The 23337-nt window shown below is 49.5% G+C and carries 21 protein-coding genes; 19 read left to right on the forward strand and 2 right to left on the reverse strand.

The window, feature by feature from the left end; genetic code table 11:
- The 13 genes from GPK58_RS10225 to GPK58_RS10285 all read left to right on the forward strand — a co-directional run.
- Positions 1 to 303, forward strand: a 303-nt coding sequence (locus GPK58_RS10225; RefSeq protein ID WP_215638607.1) for a Uma2 family endonuclease, incomplete at its 5' end; no start/stop codon positions are given.
- Positions 304 to 522: 219 nt separating this feature from the next.
- A complete protein-coding gene (locus tag GPK58_RS10230; RefSeq protein WP_215638608.1) occupies positions 523 to 1863 on the forward strand; it encodes an MATE family efflux transporter in 1341 nt (446 codons plus the stop codon).
- A 19-nt stretch (positions 1864 to 1882) separates the two neighbouring features.
- Positions 1883 to 3112 (forward strand): cobalt-precorrin-5B (C(1))-methyltransferase CbiD, encoded by a 1230-nt coding sequence (cbiD, locus tag GPK58_RS10235; protein ID WP_215638609.1) that lies wholly within the window; start codon positions 1883 to 1885, stop codon positions 3110 to 3112.
- A gap of 94 nt (positions 3113 to 3206) precedes the next feature.
- The gene (gene cobI, locus GPK58_RS10240) at positions 3207 to 3908 is read left to right on the forward strand and encodes a precorrin-2 C(20)-methyltransferase (RefSeq protein WP_092069119.1); all 702 of its coding nucleotides are present in this window, start codon (positions 3207 to 3209) and stop codon (positions 3906 to 3908) included.
- Between the two features lie 3 nt (positions 3909 to 3911).
- Positions 3912 to 4670 (forward strand): precorrin-4 C(11)-methyltransferase, encoded by a 759-nt coding sequence (cobM, locus tag GPK58_RS10245; protein WP_015524810.1) that lies wholly within the window; start codon positions 3912 to 3914, stop codon positions 4668 to 4670.
- Between the two features lie 3 nt (positions 4671 to 4673).
- Entirely contained in the window at positions 4674 to 5762 is a 1089-nt protein-coding gene (locus GPK58_RS10250; RefSeq protein WP_215638610.1) for a cobalt-precorrin 5A hydrolase, read from the forward strand.
- A complete protein-coding gene (gene cobJ, locus GPK58_RS10255; protein ID WP_021650567.1) occupies positions 5755 to 6486 on the forward strand; it encodes a precorrin-3B C(17)-methyltransferase in 732 nt (243 codons plus the stop codon). The genes GPK58_RS10250 and cobJ overlap by 8 nt, the downstream gene beginning before the upstream one ends.
- The gene (gene cobK / locus GPK58_RS10260) at positions 6479 to 8452 is read left to right on the forward strand and encodes a precorrin-6A reductase (protein ID WP_173775371.1); all 1974 of its coding nucleotides are present in this window, start codon (positions 6479 to 6481) and stop codon (positions 8450 to 8452) included. The genes cobJ and cobK overlap by 8 nt, the downstream gene beginning before the upstream one ends.
- Entirely contained in the window at positions 8453 to 9856 is a 1404-nt protein-coding gene (locus GPK58_RS10265) for a cobyrinate a,c-diamide synthase (RefSeq protein WP_110102257.1), read from the forward strand.
- Positions 9843 to 10820 (forward strand): adenosylcobinamide-phosphate synthase CbiB, encoded by a 978-nt coding sequence (gene cbiB / locus GPK58_RS10270; RefSeq protein WP_215638611.1) that lies wholly within the window; start codon positions 9843 to 9845, stop codon positions 10818 to 10820. The genes GPK58_RS10265 and cbiB overlap by 14 nt, the downstream gene beginning before the upstream one ends.
- A 27-nt stretch (positions 10821 to 10847) precedes the next feature.
- Positions 10848 to 11900, forward strand: a complete 1053-nt coding sequence (gene cobD, locus GPK58_RS10275; protein WP_022426795.1) for a threonine-phosphate decarboxylase CobD — start codon at positions 10848 to 10850, stop codon at positions 11898 to 11900.
- Complete coding sequence (locus tag GPK58_RS10280; RefSeq protein ID WP_215638612.1) at positions 11885 to 13405, forward strand: cobyric acid synthase; 1521 nt, start codon at positions 11885 to 11887, stop codon at positions 13403 to 13405. Before cobD ends, GPK58_RS10280 begins: the two co-directional genes overlap by 16 nt.
- 2 nt (positions 13406 to 13407) lie before the next feature.
- Positions 13408 to 14049 (forward strand): precorrin-8X methylmutase, encoded by a 642-nt coding sequence (locus GPK58_RS10285; protein ID WP_015524817.1) that lies wholly within the window; start codon positions 13408 to 13410, stop codon positions 14047 to 14049.
- On the opposite strand, the gene pdxR is transcribed toward GPK58_RS10285, so the two are convergent.
- Complete coding sequence (gene pdxR / locus GPK58_RS10290) at positions 14046 to 15362, reverse strand: MocR-like pyridoxine biosynthesis transcription factor PdxR (protein ID WP_114002416.1); 1317 nt, start codon at positions 15360 to 15362, stop codon at positions 14046 to 14048. The genes GPK58_RS10285 and pdxR overlap by 4 nt on opposite strands.
- A gap of 92 nt (positions 15363 to 15454) precedes the next feature.
- On the opposite strand from pdxR, the gene GPK58_RS10295 reads away from it, so the two are divergent.
- Positions 15455 to 16321 (forward strand): pyridoxamine kinase, encoded by an 867-nt coding sequence (locus GPK58_RS10295; RefSeq protein ID WP_215638613.1) that lies wholly within the window; start codon positions 15455 to 15457, stop codon positions 16319 to 16321.
- A 30-nt stretch (positions 16322 to 16351) separates the two neighbouring features.
- Here the strand turns inward: GPK58_RS10295 and abc-f are convergent, their stop codons facing one another.
- Positions 16352 to 18268, reverse strand: coding sequence for a ribosomal protection-like ABC-F family protein (gene abc-f, locus GPK58_RS10300; RefSeq protein WP_022426792.1), 1917 nt, complete (start codon positions 18266 to 18268; stop codon positions 16352 to 16354).
- A 214-nt stretch (positions 18269 to 18482) separates the two neighbouring features.
- On the opposite strand from abc-f, the gene GPK58_RS10305 reads away from it, so the two are divergent.
- The 5 genes from GPK58_RS10305 (at position 18483) to GPK58_RS10325 (ending at position 23276) form a co-directional block, all read left to right on the forward strand.
- Positions 18483 to 19130 carry a redox-sensing transcriptional repressor Rex gene (locus GPK58_RS10305; RefSeq protein WP_021650558.1) on the forward strand — a complete coding sequence of 216 codons (648 nt, stop codon included), beginning with the start codon at positions 18483 to 18485 and terminating at the stop codon, positions 19128 to 19130.
- A gap of 61 nt (positions 19131 to 19191) precedes the next feature.
- The gene (locus GPK58_RS10310) at positions 19192 to 20709 is read left to right on the forward strand and encodes an NAD(P)H-hydrate dehydratase (protein WP_215638614.1); all 1518 of its coding nucleotides are present in this window, start codon (positions 19192 to 19194) and stop codon (positions 20707 to 20709) included.
- On the forward strand, positions 20706 to 21875 hold the full coding sequence (alr, locus tag GPK58_RS10315) for an alanine racemase (protein ID WP_015524822.1): 1170 nt from the start codon (positions 20706 to 20708) through the stop codon (positions 21873 to 21875). Before GPK58_RS10310 ends, alr begins: the two co-directional genes overlap by 4 nt.
- Before the next feature lie 156 nt (positions 21876 to 22031).
- On the forward strand, positions 22032 to 22379 hold the full coding sequence (locus GPK58_RS10320) for a type II toxin-antitoxin system PemK/MazF family toxin (protein ID WP_021650556.1): 348 nt from the start codon (positions 22032 to 22034) through the stop codon (positions 22377 to 22379).
- Between the two features lie 153 nt (positions 22380 to 22532).
- On the forward strand, positions 22533 to 23276 hold the full coding sequence (locus GPK58_RS10325) for a YebC/PmpR family DNA-binding transcriptional regulator (RefSeq protein WP_015524823.1): 744 nt from the start codon (positions 22533 to 22535) through the stop codon (positions 23274 to 23276).
- Positions 23277 to 23337: the final 61 nt, after the last annotated feature.

The following is a 23337-nucleotide window of genomic DNA, read 5'->3' on the forward strand; positions in this document are numbered from 1 at the left end:
GAGCCGGATATCTCAGTGATTTGCGATCCACATAAACTTGATGACAGAGGATGTAATGGTGCACCTGACTGGATTATAGAAATTGTGTCACCATCCAGTAAAAAAATGGATTATCTGTTAAAACTTCTGAAATACCGTTCCTGTGGTGTAAAAGAATACTGGATTGTTGATCCTGAGAAAGATCGTGTTATTGTATACAATTTTACAGGTGACGAAAGTATTAATGAGTATACTTTGGAGGATTCTGTTAAAGCAGGGATCTATGAAGAACTTGTGATTGATTTCGGAAGTATGGAATTGTAGGGGCCAATGAGCTGCCATTACTTAAAGAAGATTATATAAAACAAAGACTGCCGCAGGTTTCACACCTGCGGCATTTTGCAGTTTGTACAAAAAACACAGAAAATATATTGGAAAAAGAGCGGGAAAAGGGTATAATGTCAGAGAAAGTGTGATTGATAAAATACAGACGTTTTTTTCTGCTTTGTCAGGTCATAAATAAGTGAGGCGGAGGATGTAACAATGGAACAGCAGCATATGTTTACCAACCGGATGATCCGTAATCTTCTGGTGCCGGTAGTGCTGGAACAGATTTTGAATTCGATAATGGGAACCGCAGATACCATGATGGTCAGCAATGTAGGATCTGCGGCTCTTTCTGCGGTATCGCTGGTGGATTCCATCAATGTGCTTCTAATCCAGGCTTTTTCGGCGCTGGCAGCGGGAGGCGCCATTGTCTGCGCACAGTATATCGGACAGAGGAATTATGAGAAGGCGAATATGTCTGCCAGGCAGGTGCTTTTTATCATCACAGCGATCTCTGTAGTGGTGTCTGCAGTCTGTCTGATCTTTCAGAAGCCGCTTTTGAGGCTGATCTTCGGTGCGGTGGATGCGGATGTTATGCGTGCATCGGAAACCTATTTCTTTTTCACGGCACTGTCATTCCCCTTTATTGCGGCTTATGATTCTGCGGCTTCGATCTTTCGTGCCCAGGAGAATACCAAGGGGCCTATGACCATCTCCATGATCTCCAATATCATGAACATTGGCGGAAATGCGGTTCTGATCTGGGTTTTCCACCTTGGTGTTGCAGGAGCGGCGATCTCCACACTGGTTTCCCGTATTTTCTGTGCAGTGGTTGTTCTCTGGCAGCTGCGTAAGGATCGTCAGCCTGTCGTTGTGAAGGATTATCTGAAGATCCGACCGGACTGGAGCATGATCGGACGTATCCTGGGACTTGGGATCCCTTCGGGAATTGAGAACAGTATGTTTCAGCTTGGAAAGCTTGCCATCCAGTCTACGGTTTCCACACTGGGCACAGCAGCCATCGCAGCGCAGGCAATGACCAATATCCTTGAGAACCTGAATGGTATCGCGGCCATCGGAGTAGGTGTGGGCCTGATGACCATCGTAGGCCAGTGTCTTGGTGCCGGCCGCAAGGATGAGGCGGTCTATTACATAAAAAAACTCTGCGTCATTGCAGAGGCAATTATTATCGTAAGCTGTCTGATCGTGTATATTTTGGTCAGACCGGTGACGATCCTTGGCGGAATGGAGAGTACCAGTGCGGAAATGTGCATCCACATGATCACATGGATCACCATCATAAAGCCTGTGGTATGGACAATGGCGTTCGTGCCGGGGTATGGTCTTCGTGCAGCCGGTGATGTGAAGTTTTCCATGATCACCTCCTGCTGTACCATGTGGGCATGCAGGTTCTGTCTCTGTGTTTTCCTGATCCGTGTCCTGGGCTTCGGGCCTATGGGTGTCTGGATCGGAATGTTTGCAGACTGGACTGTCCGTGGGATCATTTTTACTTGGCGTTTCCACAGCCGCAAATGGCTGGAGCACAAGGTAATCTGAAAAGGAGGGCATCGTATATATGAAGAATGGACTGGAAGACCAGTATGTCATAAAAAACAACAAGCGCCTCCGTTATGGCTACACAACAGGCTCCTGTGCAGCCGGGGCAGCCAGGGGTGCAGTCCGGATGCTGCTCTCGGGAGAGACTCTTTCTGAGGTAGAGCTTGATACCCCAAAGGGGATCACCCTTACATTACAGCTTCACGATATTACCCGGGGCGAAACCTATGTCTCCTGTGCGGTACAGAAGGATGCAGGGGATGATCCGGATACCACCAACGGGATCCTGGTCTATGTAAAAGCGGAGAAGTTTTCTATCTCAGCGTCAGAACAGGCCGGGCAGAAGCAGAAAACAGAGAGATCCCGGCCTCAGATTATCCTGGACGGAGGGATCGGTGTGGGGCGTGTCACCAAGCCGGGACTTTCCCAGAACGTGGGCGAGGCGGCGATCAATCCGGTTCCCAGAGCCATGATCCTGCGGGAAGCCGAAGAGGCGGCCCAGGAATATGACTACGAGGGCGGCCTGAAGCTTACCGTATCCGTCCCTCAGGGAGAGGAGATCGCGAAGAAAACCTTTAATCCCCGTCTTGGCATTCTTGGCGGGATCTCCATACTTGGAACCAGCGGGATCGTAGAGCCCATGAGTGAGAAGGCTCTGATCGAAAGCATCCATGTGGAGATGAAGCAGCATTTCTGCCAGGGAGAAAACTATATCCTGGTGACACCGGGGAATTACGGTGCGGATTATCTCAGGGAGCATATGTCCATTCCCTTTGAGAACAATATCAAGTGCAGCAATTATGTAGGGGAGACCATTGACATGGCTATTGATATGGGCGTAAAGGGCATTCTTTTTGTGGCTCATATCGGTAAGTTTGTAAAGGTTGCCGCCGGGATCATGAATACGCATTCCCACTGTGCTGACGGAAGGATGGAGGTTCTCTGTGCAAGTGTCATCCGTGCAGGGGGCTCTCTGGAATGTGCCAGAGAGATCCTGGAGGCGGGGACTACCGATGAGGCGCTGGCTGTTCTTGACAGCTATGGTATCCTGAAAGAGACTATGGCTGTGGTCATGGAGAAGATCCAGTTTTATCTGGACCACAGATCCTATGAGCAGATCCTTCTGGGTGCTGTGGTGTTTTCCAATGTATACGGACTGCTGGGGCAGACCCGGGATGCAGAGGAGCTGATCCATAAGATACAGGAGCAGGCAGTCGGGGTGGATGATATTTCATGCGTGAAACCCTGATCCGGATGGAGATTTTTGATCCGGGGACAAAATTTGATATAAATAACAGACAGGTTTTATCCTGTCTGGAAAATATAGTTAGGAGGAAAGAAATATGGCAGGTAAATTATATGGTGTAGGTGTAGGACCGGGAGATCCGGAGCTTCTTACCTTAAAAGCACTTCGTCTTGTAAAGGAGGCAGAGGTGATCGCACTTCCGGGACAGGTTCCGGAGGATACGGTAGCGTTTAAGATCGTAGAGGGGGCTTATCCGGAGCTTGGAAAGAAGGAGCTTCTTGCAGTTCCTTTTCCAATGTCCAAGGATCCTGAGGTGCTGAAAAGCTATCACGATGCAGGAGCAGAAAAAGTCAAGGCTGTCCTGGACCAGGGGAAAGATGTGGTATTTCTCACACTGGGAGATCCTACCGTGTATTCCACATATCTCTATATCCATCACAGACTTGTGGCTCAGGGCTATGAGACGGAGATCGTCTGTGGCATCACATCCTTCTGTGCAGTTTCCGCCCGTCTGAACACCGGACTTGTGGAGAAGGCAGAGCCTCTTCACGTGATCCCGGCTTCCTATCAGATCGAGGATGCGCTGAAGCTTTCCGGTACCAAGGTCCTTATGAAGGCCGGAAAGAAGATGAAGGATGTGAAGGCGGAGCTTCTTTCCCAGGGGGCAGAGGCCATGATGATCGAAAACTGCGGAATGCCGGATGAAAAGATCTACCGGACCGTGGAGGAGATCCCTGAGGATGCAGGATATTATTCCCTGATCATTATCAAAGAAAACAAAGACAGAAGAGAGGAATAGATTATGGTACATTTTGTAGGAGCAGGTCCGGGAGCACCGGATCTTATCACAGTAAGAGGTAAACAGTATCTGGAAGAGGCAGATGTGATCATCTATGCGGGATCTCTTGTAAATCCCCAGCTTCTGGAGTATTCCAAGGATGTGTGCACCATCCATAACAGTGCAAAGATGACCCTTGAGGAAGTGATCTCTGTTATGGAGAGAGCAGAGGCTGAAGGTAAGATGACCGTTCGTCTCCACACCGGCGATCCATGTATCTATGGTGCGATCCGTGAGCAGATGGATATCCTGGATGAAAAGGGAATCCCCTATGATTCCTGCCCGGGTGTCAGTGCCTTCTGCGGAGCTGCATCTGCACTGAACCTGGAGTATACACTTCCGGATATTTCCCAGAGTGTGATCATCACAAGAATGGAAGGAAGGACACCGGTGCCGGCAAAAGAGAGCATTCAGTCCTTTGCCGCTCATAATGCCACTATGGTTATTTTCCTCAGTACAGGTATGCTGGAGGAGCTGAGCCGCAGACTGGTGGAGGGCGGATACCGTGAGGATACACCGGCTGCCATCGTCTACAAGGCAACCTGGCCCGATGAGAAGAAGTTTATCTGTACAGTGGGTACTCTGGCCCAGACAGCAAAAGAGAACAAGATCACAAAAACAGCGCTTATGCTGGTAGGTGATGCGGTCAATGCTGCAAGCTATGACAGATCCAAGCTGTATGATCCGGGCTTTACCACAGAGTTCCGTGAGGCTACGAAATAAAATATGAACATTTCCATCATTTGCTTCAGTATGACAGGGCTGGAGACAGGGGAAAGGCTTCAGAGGGCTCTGGAAAAAGAGGGTGAGAGTGTCACCCTTGCAAAAAAGAGCCGGTACCTTCCGGATCCGATCTCTGTTTCCACCTCCCAGTGGGCAGGGGAACAGTTCCGGACAGGAAAAGAGGGCGTGATCTTTGTTGGTGCCTGCGGGATCGCAGTGCGCAGTATCGCACCTTACATTGTCGGAAAAAAGACGGATCCGGCTGTGCTGGTGATCGATGAATGCGGAAAATTTGTCATTGCTCTTCTTTCCGGACATCTGGGCGGAGCCAATGAGCTGGCTCTTCGCTGTGCCGGATATCTTAAGGCTGTGCCGGTTGTGACAACAGCCACAGATCTTCACAGCCGTTTTGCAGTGGATGTTTTTGCAAAAAAGAATGGCTGTGCTATTTTTCATATGAAGGCTGCAAAGGAGGCTTCTGCAGCCCTTCTTGCAGGAGAGAGCGTTGGCTTTTACAGTGAGTTTCCATGGGACGGAGAGCTGCCGGAGGGTCTGGTGCTTTGCGGAAAAGACGGAAGGCCCTCAGCTGCAGTGGATCCGGATAAGGGTGAGAAAGCCGGTGAGGCACCGGAAACAGGTATTGCGGTGACGATCCACAGAGGCTGCCTGCCCTTTAAAAATACAGTCCATGTGGTGCCGCCCGCTGCAGTTCTGGGAATGGGCTGCCGCAGGGGAAAGGATGCAGCCTCCATCCGGAAGGCGGCAGAGGAATGTCTGAAGGAATCGGATGTTTACAGAGAAGCGCTGAGCGCTATTGCCAGTATCGATCTGAAGAAGGAAGAGGTGGGACTTCTTTCTCTGGCAGAAGCCTGGCAGCTTCCGTTTCTGACCTTTACAGAGGAAGAGCTGAAGGCAGTGCAGGGTGAATTTACCCCGTCACAATTTGTAAAAAAGATAACAGGTGTAGAGAATGTCTGTGAGAGAAGTGCGGTTCTGGGTTGCGGACAGGGTACACTGATCAGAAAAAAAACAGGCCGGGACGGTGTGACTACCGCCCTTGCAGCCGGAAATCGGAGGATACGTTTTGAGTAAGATTTATGTTGTAGGAATTGGCCCGGGTGCGTATGACCAGATGACTGGAAGAGCGATCCGTGCATTAAATGAAAGTGATGTGATCATCGGTTACACGGTGTATGTGGATCTTGTAAAGGAGTATTTTGCAGGCAAAGAGTTCATGACCACACCGATGAAAAAAGAGGTAGACCGCTGTGTACTTGCTTTTGACGAGGCAAAAAAAGGAAAAACCGTTTCCATGATCTGCAGTGGTGACGCCGGTGTCTATGGTATGGCAGGTCTGATGTATGAGGTGGGAGAAAACTATCCGGATGTGGAGCTGACCATTATCCCGGGTGTGACAGCAGCCACAGGCGGCGCCGCAGTGCTGGGTGCACCGCTGATCCATGATTTCTGCCTGATCAGCTTAAGTGATCTTCTGACTCCGTGGGAGAAGATCGAGGCAAGGCTTCTGGCAGCAGCACAGGCGGATTTTGTGGTATGCCTTTACAATCCGTCCAGCAGAAAACGTAAGGATTATCTTCAGAAGGCCTGTGATCTGATGATGAAATACAAGTCCCCGGATACTGTCTGCGGCACGGTTGCCCAGATTGCACGTGACGGCGAGACTGCACAGGTTATGACACTGAAGGAGCTCCGTGATACAGAAGTGGATATGTTTACTACCGTATTTGTGGGAAATTCACAGACTAAGAATGTAAACGGCAAGATGGTAACACCAAGGGGATATAAGAATGTATAAAGCCATTGTTTTTGCAGGAACCACCGAGGGCTATGCACTCTGTGAGTTCCTTGCGGAAAATCATGTTTCGGTCTATGCCTGTGCAGCCACGGAATATGGCGGCTCTCTTCTGAAGGAAAATGAATTTCTCCATGTCAGCGCCGGAAGGCTGAAAACCGAAGATATGGAGGAGCTTTTCCGGAGGGAAGCGCCGGAGATCGTTCTGGACGCCACTCATCCCTATGCAGCAGAGGTGACAAAAAATATCCGGACTGCCTGTGAGAACGGAAGCATTCGCTATCAGCGTGTCCTTCGCCCGGAGGGGGAGAAGAACAGGGAAGCCATCTATGTGGAAAGCACGGAGAAGGCGGCAGAGCTTCTTTCCGGTACAGAGGGGAACATTTTTCTTACCACAGGAAGCAAGGAGCTGTCTAAATTTACAGTGATCCCGGATTACCAGGAGAGGCTTTTTGCCCGGGTGCTGTCCATCCCTTCCGTGATCAGCTCCTGCGCGGAGCTGGGGATCGAAGGAAAGCATCTCATCGGTATGCAGGGGCCATTTTCTACAGAGATCAACGAAGCCATGCTTCGACAGTTTCAGTGCAGCTATCTGGTCACCAAGGATACCGGTCTGGCAGGTGGATTCCCGGAAAAGATGGAGGCCTGTCAGCGTTGCGGCGTCACACCTGTGATCATCGGAAGACCATTGCAGGAGGAGGGGCTGTCCCTGCCGGAAGCAAGGGTATTTCTGGCAAAGCTGTTCGGCCTTACCCTGTCACAGAGGGTTTCTCTTGTAGGCATCGGCATGGGTGCGGAAAAAACCCTGACTCTGGAAGGAAAGAAGGCCTTTGATGAGGCGGAGCTTCTGATCGGTGCAAAGCGTATGACAGATGCCGTGCAGAGGCCGGGGCAGATGGTTCTCCATGAGTACCGCAGTGATAAGATCGTGGAGTATATCAAGACACATCCACAGTACCGTACCGTTGCCATTGCCCTTTCCGGCGATGTGGGCTTCTACAGCGGCGCAAGGAAGCTGATCGATCTTCTGGATGGCGATGTCCAAGTGATCTGCGGGATTTCTTCCGTTGTTTATTTTATGGCGAAGATCGGTCTTTCCTGGGATGATGCCAGGATCGTCAGCGCTCATGGAAGAGACTGCAATCTGATTGCCCTGATCCGGCATAACCCCAAGGTTTTTTCCATTCTGGGAACAGAGGATGGGGTAGCTCGTCTGGCTTCTCGTCTGGTTGCGTATGGAATGGGTGATGTGACCCTTTATGTGGGTGAAAATCTTTCCTACGAAAATGAAAAGATCTTTCATGCCAGTGCGGCAGAGCTTACAGAATACCGGGGAGATGCGTTAAGCGTGGTAACTGCGTGCAATGAAAAGGCAGTACCTTTGCCCGCAGTTCACGGGATCTGTGATGAGGAATTTCTTCGTGGGAAGGCGCCTATGACAAAGGAAGAGGTGCGTACGGTTTCTCTGTCCAAGCTTCGTCTTCAGGAGGATTCTGTCTGCTATGATGTGGGAGCGGGCACAGGCTCGGTTTCTGTTGAGATGGCGCTTCGTGCCTGGAAGGGGCAGGTCTATGCCATCGAGAAAAAGGAGGATGCCCTTGCTCTTCTGAAGGAGAACAGGCGGAAATTTGCCACAGACAATCTGGAGATCGTGCCGGGTACTGCACCGGAAGCGATGGTGGAACTGCCTGTTCCGACACATGCCTTTATCGGCGGGTCTTCCGGAAATATGAATGAGATCATCCGGCTTCTTCTGGACAAAAATCCGGGAGTACGGATCGTGATCAACTGCATCACCCTGGAGACTGTGACGGAAGCCATGAATGCCATACGAGATTTCAGCCTGACGGATGTGGATATCGTACAGCTGTCTGCGGCAAGATCCAAATCTATCGGAAGGTATCATATGATGATGGGTGAGAATCCGATCTATATCATTTCCTGCAGCGGAAGAGGGGAGGAGATTTAGGTGAAGATCCCGAGAATACTTCTTGCGGCAGGTGCCAGCGGAAGCGGAAAAACCCTGATCACCTGCGGGCTGCTTCAGGCGCTGGTGAACCGTGGCCTTAAGGTGGCTTCTTTTAAATGCGGCCCGGATTACATAGATCCTATGTTCCACAGCCGTGTGATCGGTACAAGATCCCGAAACCTGGATACGTTTTTTACAGATGGAGACAGAACTCGGTATCTTCTGGCAAAGAACGCATCGGACTGTGAGATCGCAGTGATGGAGGGAGTCATGGGGTATTATGATGGTGTAGGAGGGATCACCTCCAGAGCCAGCGCCTATGATCTGGCCTCCACCACAGATACACCGGCGATCCTGATCGTAAACAGCCGTGGCATGAGTGTTTCCCTGGCTGCCTATGTAAAGGGCTTTCTGGAATACAAAAAGGACAGTCATATCTGCGGCGTGATCTTTAACCAGATGTCTCCCATGCTGTATCCCAGGATGAAGAAGCTTCTGGAAGAGGAGCTTTCCGTAAAGGTGCTGGGATATGTTCCGAAGGTGGAGGACTGTGTGATCGAAAGCCGTCATCTGGGGCTGGTGCTTCCGGAGGAGATCCCGGAGCTGAAAAGCCGTCTACAGAAGCTTTCCGAGGTACTGGAGAAAACCCTGGATATCGATGGGATCCTGGAGCTTGCAGGGGAAGCACCGGAGCTTGCGGCACCGGAGACGGAAATGCTGATACAGAAGGATACTGCCTTCGGATACCGTACAGAGGAAAAGGTGCGGATCGGTGTGGCGGATGATGAAGCCTTCTGCTTTTTCTATGCGGATAATTTAAATCTTCTGGAGCAGATGGGAGCGGAGCTGGTACGTTTTTCACCCATTCATGACAGAGAGCTTCCGGAGGATCTGGACGGGCTTCTTTTAAGCGGCGGTTACCCGGAATTAAACGGGGAGGCGCTGGAAGAAAATCAGGAAATGTGCACCCGGATCCGGGAAGTTATCCTGGACGGAATGCCCTGTCTGGCAGAATGTGGCGGATTCATGTATCTTCATCAGGAGATGGAGGATATGGAAGGAAAGCAGCGCAGAGTCTGCGGGGTGATCCCTGGAAGGGCTTACCGCACACCGAAGCTGAACCGGTTCGGCTATATCACCCTTACGGAAAAACAGGATACCGGACTTGGTGAGATCCCGGCTCATGAATTCCATTATTTTGATTCCACAGATTGCGGAGAGGATTTTCATGCGGCAAAGCCGGCATCCAAAAGAGGATGGGATTGTATCCATGACCGGGGCAGGCTGATGGCAGGATTTCCGCATCTTTATTATTACGGAAATCCCAGGGTTCCGGCACGCTTTCTGAAGAACGCACTGGAATATAAGAAAGAACGGAGGCAGAAAAAAGATGCTGAAATATAGTCTTCCTGCACTGGTCATAGGATTTGTGCTGGATCTTCTGATCGGAGATCCCAGATGGCTTTATCATCCGATCTGTGTCATCGGCAATCTGATCTCAGTGCTGGAAAAGGTGATCCGGAAGATTTTTCCGAAAAATCACGGCGGTGAGCTGACAGGAGGCTTTCTGATCGTAGTGCTTGTCTGTCTGTTCAGCGGCGGGGTGCCGCTTCTGGTGCTTTATTATCTTTACCGGTATCTGCCGGTGGCCGGATTTGTGCTGGAGGTTTTCTGGTGCTATCAGCTTCTTGCCACCCGTTCCCTGAAGGATGAGAGTATGAAGGTTTATGACCGGCTGAAAAACGGAACTCTGGACGAGGCACGCTATGCGGTGTCCATGATCGTAGGCCGTGATACCAGAGAGCTTACGGAAACTGGCGTGACAAAGGCTGCTGTGGAAACCGTTGCGGAAAATGCATCCGACGGCGTGATCGCCCCCATGCTTTATATGGCTATCGGCGGGGTGCCGCTGATGTTTTTGTACAAGGGTATCAATACCATGGATTCCATGCTTGGATATAAAAATGACAAATATCTTTATTTCGGCCGTATTGCGGCAAAGCTGGATGATGTGGCCAATTATATCCCTGCCAGGATTTCTGGATGGCTGATGGTGGCAGGAACTGTTTTTACAGGAATGGATACAAAAAATGCGTCAAAGATCTACAAACGTGACCGGAGAAATCATGCAAGCCCCAACTCTGCTCAGACAGAGGCTGCCATGGCCGGAGCGCTGGATGTACAGCTTGCGGGAAATGCATATTATTTCGGGAAATTATATGAAAAACCCACGATTGGGGATCCGATCCGCCCGGTGGAGCCGGAGGATATCAAAAGAGCTAACCGGCTGATGTATGCGGCATCCATACTGGGAGTGGTTGTATTTGGACTGCTCAGTGCGGGGATCCGGTTCGGGTTATTAAGGTAACAATAAATACAGACAGGAGAATGACCAATGACAAAACACATACATGGAGGAGACGTATATAAACATAAAGACTGCCTGGATTTTTCGGCAAATCTGAATCCTTTGGGAACACCGGAAAGTGTGAAGCAGGCCATTATCCACAGTCTGGATCATATTGCACAGTATCCCCAGGTGGGATGCGGCGTTCTCAGGGAAAGGATCGCAGAATCGGAAGGGGTAAAAGCGGAAGAGGTAATATGTGGTAACGGAGCAGCAGAAGTGATCTTTACGCTCTGTCATGCAGTAAAGCCAAAGCGGGCTCTGATCCCGGCGCCTACTTTTGCGGAATACGGACAGGCTCTGGCCAGCACTGGCTGTGAGCTGGAATATTACATGCTGACGGAAAATGACGGTTTTGTGCTCAGTGAAGCATATCTGGATATCCTCCATAAGGGACTGGATATGGCTTTCTTATGTAACCCCAACAATCCTACCGGCATGCTGATTCCCCACAGGCTTCTGAAAAGGATCCTGGAAAAATGCAGAAAGCTGGATATCCTGCTGGTGGTAGATGAGTGTTTCCTTGATTTTGTAAAGGAACCGGAAGAGTATTCTCTGAAGCGTTCTCTTTCCGGGTTCAATAATCTTTTTATCCTGAAGGCATTTACAAAAAGATATGCCATGGCCGGTGTGCGGCTGGGCTATGGCCTCTGTTCTGACAGAAAGCTGCTGGAAAGGATGGAGCTCTGCGTTCAGCCATGGAATGTTTCCACCATGGCCCAGGCAGCCGGGCTCCAGGCACTTACAGAGACGGAATATGTAGAGGAGGGAAGACAGCTTGTTTTTCGGGAGGCACAGTGGCTGAAGGATGAGCTGGCCCGCATTGGGTATAAAGTATTTCCGTCGGAAGCAAATTATATTTTCTTTAAAGGACCGGAGGAGCTCTTTGACTTCTGTCTGCGCAAGCGGATCCTGATCCGTGACTGCAGCAATTATCCGGGTCTTACAAAGGGGTATTACCGGATCGCGGTAAAGCGCCATGAAGAAAATGTAAAACTGATCGAAGTACTTGAGGGAGGTATATTATGGCAAAAGCAATAATGGTACAGGGAACCATGTCCAATGCCGGAAAAAGCCTGCTGGCTGCGGGACTTTGCAGAATCTTTAAGCAGGATGGATATCGTGTGGCTCCTTTTAAATCACAAAATATGGCACTGAATTCCTTTATCACAGAGGATGGTCTTGAGATGGGACGGGCCCAGGTCATGCAGGCAGAGGCAGCCGGGATCCGGCCGTCTGTCCTGATGAATCCCATCCTTCTGAAGCCTACCAATGATGTAGGCTCCCAGGTGATCGTAAACGGAGAGGTTCTTGGAACCATGAGTGCCAGGGATTATTTCAAATATAAGAAGACCCTGGTTCCGGATGTGATGAAGGCGTACAACGCTCTTGCAGCGGAAAACGATATCATTGTCATCGAAGGTGCGGGAAGTCCTGCCGAGATCAATCTCAAGGATGAGGATATTGTAAATATGGGTATGGCAAAGATGGCCAAGGCACCGGTCCTTCTTGTGGGAGATATTGACCGTGGAGGTGTTTTTGCCCAGCTGATCGGTACGGTAGAGCTTCTGGAGGACGATGAGAAGGCTATGGTAAAGGGGCTGATCATCAACAAATTCCGCGGAGATAAGACTATTTTGGACCCTGGTGTTGTCATGCTTGAGGAAAGAAGCGGGATCCCGGTGGTGGGTGTGGCGCCTTATCTGGATATCCAGGTGGAGGATGAGGACAGCCTGACGGAGCGTTTTGACCGGAAGCAGGAAGCCGGTGTCATTGATATCGCAGTGGTCCGTACACCAAGGATCTCCAACTTTACGGATTTTAATCCTTTTGAGAGCATTCCCGGAGTTTCTCTCCGCTATGTAAAACACCCGAGAGATCTTCACTCTCCGGACATGATCATCCTTCCTGGAACCAAGAACACTATGGGTGATCTGATCTGGATGCGGGAAAGCGGAATGGAGGCAGCAGTTCTTAAGGAAGCCTCCAGAGGCAAGCTGCTCTTTGGTGTCTGCGGCGGCTATCAGATGCTGGGTGAAACCTTAAGCGATCCTCATGGCGTTGAAAATGGCGGTTCCATGAAAGGAATGGGACTTCTTCCCATGGAAACGGTATTTGCCGAAAAGAAAACCAGGACCAGGGTGCAGGGGCATTTCGGTCAGCTGTCCGGTGTGTTTGCTCCTCTTTCCGGTGCGGAGATCGAGGGCTATGAGATCCATATGGGCGAAAGCATCCTGAAGGACAATGCAGGAACAGCCACGAAGATCACAGACAGCGTCAGCGGTAAGAAAAAAGAAGAGGGTGCTTTTGCGGGAAATGTGTGCGGAACCTATATCCACGGCGTTTTCGATAAGGAAGCATCTGCAGAGGCGATCATCCGCGTGATCGGCGAGAAAAAAGGTATTGATGTGGAAAATATGACAGGCGTGGATTTTGCAGCATTTAAGGAACAGCAGTATGATATCCTGGCTGCAGAGCTGCGGAAGCATCTGGATATGAAAAAAATCTATGAGATACTGGAAAACGGGATTACGGAGGAAGAATAGAAATGAAAGTTGAGCTTGAAAATGTAAAACCCATGGAGATCGAAAAAAGAAGCTTTGAGATCATCACAGAAGAGCTGGGGGATACTCCCCTGATCCCGGGAACAGAGCTGATCGTAAAACGCTGCATCCACACAAGTGCAGATTTTGATTATGCAAAAAATCTCTGCTTCTCGGAGGGGGCAGTGGAGATGGCCATGGACGCCATCCGCAACGGTGCCTGTATCGTCACAGATACTCAAATGGCAAAGGCCGGGATCAACAAGCGTGCACTTGCCCGCTACGGCGGTGAGGCTTACTGCTTCATGTCCGATGAGGATGTGGCTGCCCTTGCAAAAAAGAACGGGACTACCAGAGCCACAGCCAGCATGGACAAGGCAGCAGAGATGGATAAAAAGCTGATCTTTGCCATTGGAAACGCACCTACCGCACTGGTACGTCTTTATGAGCTTATTGAGAACGGAAAGCTTTCTCCTGAGCTGATCATCGGTGTGCCGGTAGGCTTTGTGAATGTTGTGCAGTCCAAGGAGCTGATCATGCACGCAGATGTGCCTTATATTGTGGCAAAAGGACGCAAGGGTGGAAGTAACATTGCTGCGTGCATTGTAAATGCCCTGCTCTACATGATCGATAACCGGAGAGATTAGGAGCCGGTAACCTCCTTCAGAAGCTGACAGGCAGGCAGAAAATCCTTGGATGGAATGGAGGAGCAGGAGAGGACCAGGGTGACCTCGGCTCCGTTTTCTCTGAGAACCTCCAGTCCCAGACCACGGTTCCGGGCTCTGTCTGTCAGTTCACTGCCTGTGAGAGAACAGGGAAGAGTAAGGGCAAGGCTGGTTCCTGCGGCTCCTGTTTGGATCTGGCAGTCCTGGCCGAAGGTTTCCCGGACAGCCTGGGAAAGAGCCTTCAGCTTCTGGGAATAAAGGCGGCGGAGCTTTCTAGTCTGAGAAGCCAGATGCCCGTCGCGGATAAACTGGCAGAGCGCGATCTGTTCTGCCTTGGAAGCAGTCTGATTATAAAAGGCTGCTTTTTTTGTATATTTTTCCCGGAGAGAGCGTGGCAGTACCATGAAGCTGACACGGATGGAGGGCAGCAGCAGCCTGGAAAAGGAACCGATATAGACAACGTTTTCACCACCTGCAAGACCGAAAAGTGAAGGCGTCGGCTTCTGGAAATAAACAAATTCGTTTTCGAAATCATCCTCAATGATCAGATGGTCATTGATCTCCGCATGACGGATCAGCTCCAGGCGTCGTTTTACCGGCATGATCTCGCCCCATTTCGTCATGTGAGCAGGAGAAACATAGATCACATCGCAGCTTTTGTCCCGGTAATGGACATCAAAGCCGTAATCCTGAAAGATGGTGCTGCATGTGGTGAAGGACGGTGTGGGGAACGAAACGGTTTTCCGTTCATGGATCAGAGGACAGAGGATCTGGAGAAGGGGCTGGAGACCGGCCCCTACTACAATGTCATCCGGGGAGCAGATCACATTTCTGCGTTCCCGGATATAGTCTGCGAGAACCTCCCGGAAATCGCTTTCGCCCTGTGGTTCGCCATAAGAAAGCATACGGTCGCCCTGGCGGAGGGCGCTTTTGATGTAACGCTGCCACAGATCAAAACGGAAGCTTTCCCGGTCAACACCGGAAGAGGCAAAATCATAAAGGCAGGGCGTGATATCCTTATCCTGTTTTTCGGGGGTAAGCAGATGCTGCTTGGAAGCAATGCCGGTGACATAATAGCCGCTCTGTGCCCTGGCGATGATGTAGCCGTCTGCTGCAAGCAGAAGATAGGCATTTTCGATGGTGGTACGGCTCAGCTTCAGCTCCTGGGCGCATTTGCGGAGGGAGGGCATTTTGCTTCCGGGAAGGAGACGGCCTTCCAGGATCAGCTTCCGGTAATAGTGATAAACCTCCAGATAAAGGTGTTCTTTTTTGTGTTCAGCGGATATATTTAACATAAGTATGATGATTTCCTTCCAAAAATGATTGCGTAAACCTGACAGTTCATTCTATAATATTACAGAAAAAAACTCAAGACTGGAGAATTACCATGAAAAAAATAGCAGTGATCAATGATCTTTCCGGGCTGGGGAAATGTTCACTGACAGCAGCGATCCCGGTGATCTCGGTGATGGGAGTCCAGGCGTGTCCACTTCCTACCGCTGTTTTAAGCAACCAGACCGGTTATGAAAGTTATTTCTGTGAGGATTTCACAGAGCATATGGAACCATATATGGAGCAGTGGAAAAAAAGAGGGTTTTTCCCGGATGGGATCTATACAGGATTTCTTTCTGACGATAAGCAGGCAGACAGGATCCTGAAATTTATGGATGCGTTTGCAGGGAAGGATACTCTGATCCTTACAGATCCGGTGATGGGGGATGACGGCGTGGTTTATCCGATCTATACAGAAGAGCTCCGCAGCCGGTTCTGCGAACTGACACGTCGTTCCTATGTGATTACACCGAACCTTACGGAAGCCCTCCTTCTTCTCTACGGAAAAGAAAAAATGGAGGAGATCTGGAATAAACTGCAAAAGGCATCAGAGGCCCGGCGGATGGAAGAGATCCGGGAGATCGGGTGCGGACTTGCCCGGAAATTTTCCCTTCCTGCCGTTGTGATCACCGGAGTGGATCACAGGGAGGAGGGGCAGCCTCTGAAAATGGGGAATCTTGTCCTGGAAAACGGAAACAGCTCCTGGGTATTTGCAGAGAAATCCGGCGGAAGCTATTCCGGGACAGGAGATCTTTTTGCATCCGTGCTCAGTGCAGGGCTGGTAAAAAGATATTCCATGAAAACCTGTGCAGAGCTGGCCGTGGATTTTATCTCGGCATCGATCCGGGATGCGGTGGAGGAAGGAACAGACCGTAACGATGGTGTATGCTTTGAACAGCATCTCGGCATGCTGCTTCCGTAAAAACATAAGGGGATAAAAAAGAGCTGACCGTCAGGCCAGCTCTTCCCATTTTTCATAAAGCTCTTCCAGTTCTTCAGCGATGGCTGCTTTTTCGCGGCTCAGCTTTGTACATTCCGCTACATTGGTGCAGACATCCGGAAGGACCATGGTTTCGTCGATCTCGCTGTCTCTTGTTTCCAGCTCTTCGATACGGGCTTCGACTTTTTTCAGCTCGGCTTCCCGTTTTCGTTTCTTTGCCTGTTCTTCCTTCATCTGCTGCCAGGAAAGCTTGTTCTCGGAAACCGATTTTTCTTCGGCAGGTGCCTCCGGAGAAGTGCTTCCCGGTGCATAAGTACTGGTCAGCTCCTCCTTCTTTTCCAGATAGTAATCATAATCACCGATGTAATTTACCACTGCCTGGTTTGTCAGCTCCATGATCCTGGTCGCAGTCTGATTGATAAAGTAACGGTCATGGGATACATAAAGGACTGTACCGGTGTAGCTGACCAGTGCTTCCTCCAGGATCTCCTTGGAGGCAATATCCAGATGGTTGGTAGGCTCGTCAAGGATCAGGAAGTTGGCTTCGGAAAGCATCAGCTTTGCAAGGGAAACACGGCCTCTTTCTCCACCGGAAAGTGCGGAGATCTCCTTGAAAACATCATCTCCGGTAAAGAGAAATGCGGCAAGCATATTTCGGATCTCAGTCTCTGTGAGAGTCGGATAAGTATCGGAGATTTCCTGGAAAATCGTTTTGTCCATATGCAGAACATGATGTTCCTGATCGTAATAACCGATCTGCACCTTGGAACCAAGGGAAAACTTGCCGGCATCTGCCTCAATAAGACCGTTGATGATCTTCAGCATGGTGGTCTTTCCGGTTCCGTTGTTTCCGATCAGTGCCACACGCTCGCCGCGTTTGATATCAAAGGAGATATCGGAGAACAGGGTCTGTCCCGGAAAGGCCTTGGAAAGCGCTTCCACGTGGAGCACATCGTTTCCGCTTAACACCCGTGGTTCCAGCGAGATACGCATCCGGTCCTGGAGCTCAAGAGGCTTTTCGATTCTCTGTACACGGTCCAGCATTTTTTCACGGCTTTCCGCACGCTTGATGGATTTTTCACGGTTAAAGGATTTCAGCTTGGCGATAACGGCTTCCTGATGCTTGATATCCCGCTGCTGATTTAAGTATGCCTTGTACTGTGCGTCACGAAGCTGAGCCTTCTTGAGAGCATAGGCAGAATAGTTGCCGCTGTATACGCGGGTCTGTCCGGCTTCAATCTCAATGACCTTGGTGACCACCTTATCCAGAAAATAACGGTCATGGGAGACGATAAAAACAGCTCCCGGATAATTCAGAAGATAAGTTTCCAGCCAGGAGATGCTTTCCATATCCAGGTGATTGGTTGGCTCATCCAGAAGCAGGATATCCGGCTTGGAAAGAAGCATCTTGCCCAGCGCCACACGGGTTTTCTGACCGCCGGAAAGAGTTTCGATCTGCTTGTCATAATCTTCCTCCGTGAAGCCGAGACCCTTTAAGACACCGGTCAGCTCACTTTTGTAAGCGTATCCGTTCTCCAGCTCAAACTGATGGGTCAGGCGGGTATAGGTTTCCATCAGACGGTTCAGCTCATCACCGGTCACGGTGTTCATTTCCTGTTCCATATTGCGGATACGGCGTTCCATATCGATGATGTGCTGCTTGGTGGTAAGAAGCTCCTCGTAGATGGTATGATGTCCGTGGATATCCTGGTACTGGGCAAGATAGCCGATATTTTTATCCCGGGCAAGCACCACGGTACCGGAATCAGCAGAAAGCTCCTGCATGATGATCCGCAGCAGTGTGGTCTTTCCTGCACCGTTGCAGCCGATCAGAGCAGCCTTTTCACGGTCTTCAATGTGAAAGGATGCATCATTTAAAATTACTTTTTCGCCAAAGGCCTTGCATATATTCTGACATGATAAAATCATAAAAACTGTCCTCCTGTATAAAGAATCACCCCTGTTTATGTCTGAACAGGGAAAAATCCTCCACCTATTATAACGGAAACTGCCGGGATTTCAAAGAAAAAATCAATTATTAGAAAAAATATAAAGAAATTTGTACAGAATAGACAACTTTAATTGACAGGAAAATGTCAATTCGTTATAATTAACCTAGTGTAAGGTAAGGAGGAAAACTATCGTGGAGACAAAACAAATCTCGAAAGCGGTGATTAAGCGTCTGCCACGCTATTACCGCTACTTAGGAGAGCTGATGGAAGATAATGTAGAACGTATTTCTTCCAATGAATTAAGTAAAAAGATGCATACCACAGCTTCTCAGATCCGTCAGGATCTTAATAATTTTGGCGGTTTTGGGCAGCAGGGGTATGGCTATAATGTACACTATCTTTATACAGAGATCGGTAAGATCCTGGGACTGGATACCGTTCATCCGATGATCATCCTGGGTGCCGGTAATCTGGGACAGGCACTTGCCAATTATGTGGATTTTGAGAAGCGCGGGTTCAGGCTGGTTGGTATCTTTGACGTAAATCCTGTGCTTGAGGGCATCGCAGTCCGTGGACTTGAGATCCAAATGCTCAGTGAGCTTCCGTTTTTCCTGAGAGAGAATAACGTGGAGATCGCGATTCTGACACTTCCCAAGAATAAAGCCAAGGAAATGGCGGATATTCTGGTGGAGAACGGGATCAAGGCAATCTGGAATTTTGCACATCTCGATCTTGAGACACCGGATGATGTGATCGTAGAGAACGTTCATCTTTCCGAGAGTCTGATGACACTGTCTTATAATCTCAGTAAATACAGGCAGGAACATGTGGATAAGTAAGAATTGTTAAGCTGCCGGAAACGGCAGCTTTCTCTATGACAGAGGGGAGGCAGAAGACAGAATGAAGAAGCTTGTTACCTGCAAAGAAATGAAGGATCTGGACTCCACAACGATCCGTGAGATCGGAGTTCTCTCCGAGGTTCTGATGGAGCGGGCGGCACTGAAGGTGGTAGAGGAAACAGAAAAGTATCTCCAGAAGGACGAAAGGATCCTGGTAGTCTGCGGAAGCGGAAATAATGGCGGTGACGGTATCGCTGTTGCCAGATTGTTCCATCTGAAGGGGATCCGGGTAGAGTTTTATATGGTCGGAAACAAAGATAAAATGACCAGAGAGACCGCTCTTCAGTATAAGATCGCTTCCGGTTATCGTGTCCCGGAGGTGAATAACCCGCAGTGGAGTGAATATACTACTATAGTAGATGCCGTGTTTGGGGTAGGCCTGACGCGTCCGATCGAGGGGCATTATGCTGATATCATCCATGAGATGAACAGTGCGAGGGCCAAAAAGATCGCAGTTGACATCCCGTCAGGAGTGAACGGAGATACTGGCCTGGAAATGGGAATTGCCTTCAGCGCCGATCTGACTGTCACATTTGCCTACCGGAAAAGAGGTCTTTGCTTTTATCCGGGAAGACTGTATGCAGGAAGGATCGTTACCGCCGATATCGGGATCTATGAGCAGGAAGCTGTGACTGCATCTGCCGCCTGTCTGGAAAATAAAGATCTGAAGCTGTTTCCGGAACGTGATCCCGGCGGAAACAAGGGTACCTTCGGAAAAGTGCTCTTTGTGACCGGAAGTGAGGGAATGTGCGGAGCCGCTTATTTAAGCGCCTGTGCAGCACTTCGTGCCGGTGCGGGAATGGTAAAGATCCAGACTGTGGAAGCCAACAGGATCCCACTGCAGATACTCCTTCCGGAGGCTATGGTCTGCAGCCGCTTTGATCAGGAATCCAATGAACAGCTTCTATCCTGGTGTGATGTGATCGTGATCGGACCGGGACTTGGAACATCAGTGGCCAGCCGTGAGAGAGAACAGTGGTTTCTCACGGCGGCTGCCCGGGAGAAAAAGCCGCTGATCCTGGATGCGGACGGCCTGAACCTTCTGGCTGCACATCCACAGTGGTATCAGTATCTGGGAGAGCATGTAGTCCTGACACCGCATATCGGAGAAATGAGCCGGCTCAGTGGCAGAACGATCCAGGAGATCCAGCATGAGATCGCAGATACTGCACTGAAATGTGCTGCGGAAACAGGCTCTGTGTGCGTATTGAAGGATGCATGTACGGTGATCGCAGATGAAAAAGGCCAGATGTATCTGAATCTTTCCGGTAATTCCGGAATGGCAACTGCAGGAAGCGGAGATGTGCTTTCCGGGATCCTGGCAGCAGTGTTATGTATGTATCTGAAAACGGAGGAACAGCCTCCCATGGTTTTAAAGGCCGCGTTAGGTGTTTATCTTCACGGACTTTGCGGTGATCTTGCAGCCGCTGAAAAAGGAAAGCGCAGTATGCTGGCAGGAGATATCATAGAATATCTGCCCAAGGCATTAGCTATAGGTGAAGAGGAGTCGGGATTATGAAAAAATACGAGAGAGTAAAAGCACTGGTATCACTGGATGCCATTGCCCACAATTTTGAGGAAATGCATAAAAATGTCAAAGAAGGGACAAAGATCATCGCTGTGATCAAGGCAGACGGTTATGGCCATGGTGCCAGAGCTATTGCCCGTCTGATCCAGGACTATGACTATATCTGGGGATTTGCAACAGCTACTGCAGAGGAGGCACTGGAGCTTCGGCATGCAGGGATCACCAAGCCTGTCCTGATCCTTGGCCTTGTATTTGAGGAATATTATGAGGAGCTTGCAGCCAATGATATTCGGATCACCATATCGGATCTTAATACAGCGGCAGAATATGCAAAAGCAGGTGCACGCATTGGAAAAAATGTACATATTCATCTGGCTCTGGATACGGGAATGACAAGGATCGGATATGCGGATATTCCGGAAAATGCAGTAAAGATCGAAAAAATCTCAAAAATCCCGAATCTGGTGATCGAGGGAATGTTTACCCATTTTGCCAGGGCGGATGAGACCGACCGTTCTCCTGCACTGGTGCAGCTGGACCGTTATCTCCGTTTTGCAGAGCTTCTGGAAAAAAGAGGCGTTCATATTCCGGTACGTCACTGCTCCAACAGTGCAGGTATCATCCGTGTTCCGGAAGCAAATCTCAATGTCGTTCGTGCCGGCATCACCATTTACGGTATTTATCCGTCAGAGGAGGTAGAACGTGATATTGTGAAGCTGACACCTGCAATGGAGCTGAAAAGTCATGTATCCTATGTGAAAAATGTGGAACGTGGAACAGCGGTAAGCTATGGAGGAACGTTTGTTACAGAACGCTTTACCAGAATGGCAACGATCCCCGTAGGTTATGCAGATGGCTATCCGAGACAGCTTTCCAATAAGGGCTGGGTCCTGATCCGGGGCAAAAAAGCTCCGATCCTCGGACGTGTCTGCATGGATCAGTTTATGGTTGATGTCACAGATATCCCGGAGGTGAAGGCCGGGGACGAGGTCACCCTGATGGGAAGAGATGGAGAGGAATTTATCAGTGTGGAGACACTGGGAGATCTTTCCGGAAGATTTTCCTATGAATTTGTCTGCGGGATCAGTAAACGTGTTCCGCGGGTTTATATCAAAGACGGTAAGGAATGCGGAGAAGAGGAGAGCTTTTTCCAGTAGATCCGTAAATACCCGGATCCGGAAAACGACGGGTCAGACATAAGGCCGGTAAAAAAGTACCACGCATGGTATACACAAAGAAATTGTGGAAATACTTATCTGTAAAAAGGAATACGGCTTGCAAATAAGCCGGACCAGAATCGGAGTGTGAATTGTGTGGTTATAAAAAGAGGGGATATTTTTTACGCGGACTTAAGACCTGTAGTGGGCAGTGAACAGGGCGGCATCCGTCCGGTGCTGATCATTCAGAACGATGTGGGTAACCGTCACAGTCCCACAGTGATCTGTGCGGCAATTACATCAAAAATGAATAAGGCAAAGCTGCCGACACATATTGAGATCGATGCATCCGCCTACGGAATTGAAAAGGATTCCGTGATTCTTCTGGAACAGCTCCGCACCATCGACAAGCGGCGTCTGAAGGATAAGGTGTGTCATCTGGACAGTGCTATGCTTGATAAGGTGAATCATGCGCTTGAGATCAGTCTGGAATTGACTTTTTAGGGAAACATGAGGAATTTTGACCGGTTTGTTTTCTGATTCTTGACGAAATCTTTCATAAGTGCTATATTAAACCGAGTTGCAATTATGTAAAACGGTACCCAAAATGAGCAGGGCACGAAAGAAAATATACGGTAACAAGGAGAGGAAGATACCATGTCAGGACATTCAAAATTTGCCAACATCAAACATAAGAAAGAGAAAAATGATGCCAAGAAGGGTAAGATCTTCACAGTCATCGGCCGTGAGATCGTTATGGCAGTAAAGGCCGGCGGCCCGGATCCTGCAAACAACAGCAAGCTTCGTGATGTCATCGCAAAAGCAAAAGCGAATAACATGCCGAACGATACGATCGATCGTGGAATCAAGAAGGCAGCAGGTGCGGATTCTGCAGACAGCTACGAGAAGGCTGTATATGAGGGATATGGTCCGAACGGTGTTGCTATTATCGTAGAGACTCTTACAGATAACAAGAACCGTACTGCAGGTAATGTACGTAACGCGTTTACCAAGGGTAACGGAAGCATCGGAACACAGGGATGCGTATCCTTTATGTTCGACCAGAAGGGCCAGATCATCATCGACAAGGAAGAGCTTGAGGATGAGTGCGGCGAGATGGATGCGGACGAGCTGATGATGACAGCTCTGGATGCAGGTGCTGAGGACTTCAACGAGGAAGAGGACAGCTTTGAGATCATCACAGCACCGGACGATTTCAGTGCTGTACGTGAGGCTCTTGAGAAAGCCGGAATCCCGCTTGTAGAAGCACAGATCGCCATGATCCCGCAGACCTATGTGGAGCTGACGGATGATCAGGCTATCAAAGATCTTCACAGAACACTGGATCTTCTTGATGATGACGACGACGTTACTGACGTATGGACAAACTGGGATGAATGATCTCTGAATAGAAAGTAATATTTTGCATATAATACCTCCAGAATTTCAGATTCCGGAGGTA

Source organism: Blautia sp. MCC270 (assembly GCF_018785605.1).
Taxonomy (GTDB): domain Bacteria; phylum Bacillota; class Clostridia; order Lachnospirales; family Lachnospiraceae; genus Blautia_A; species Blautia_A fusiformis.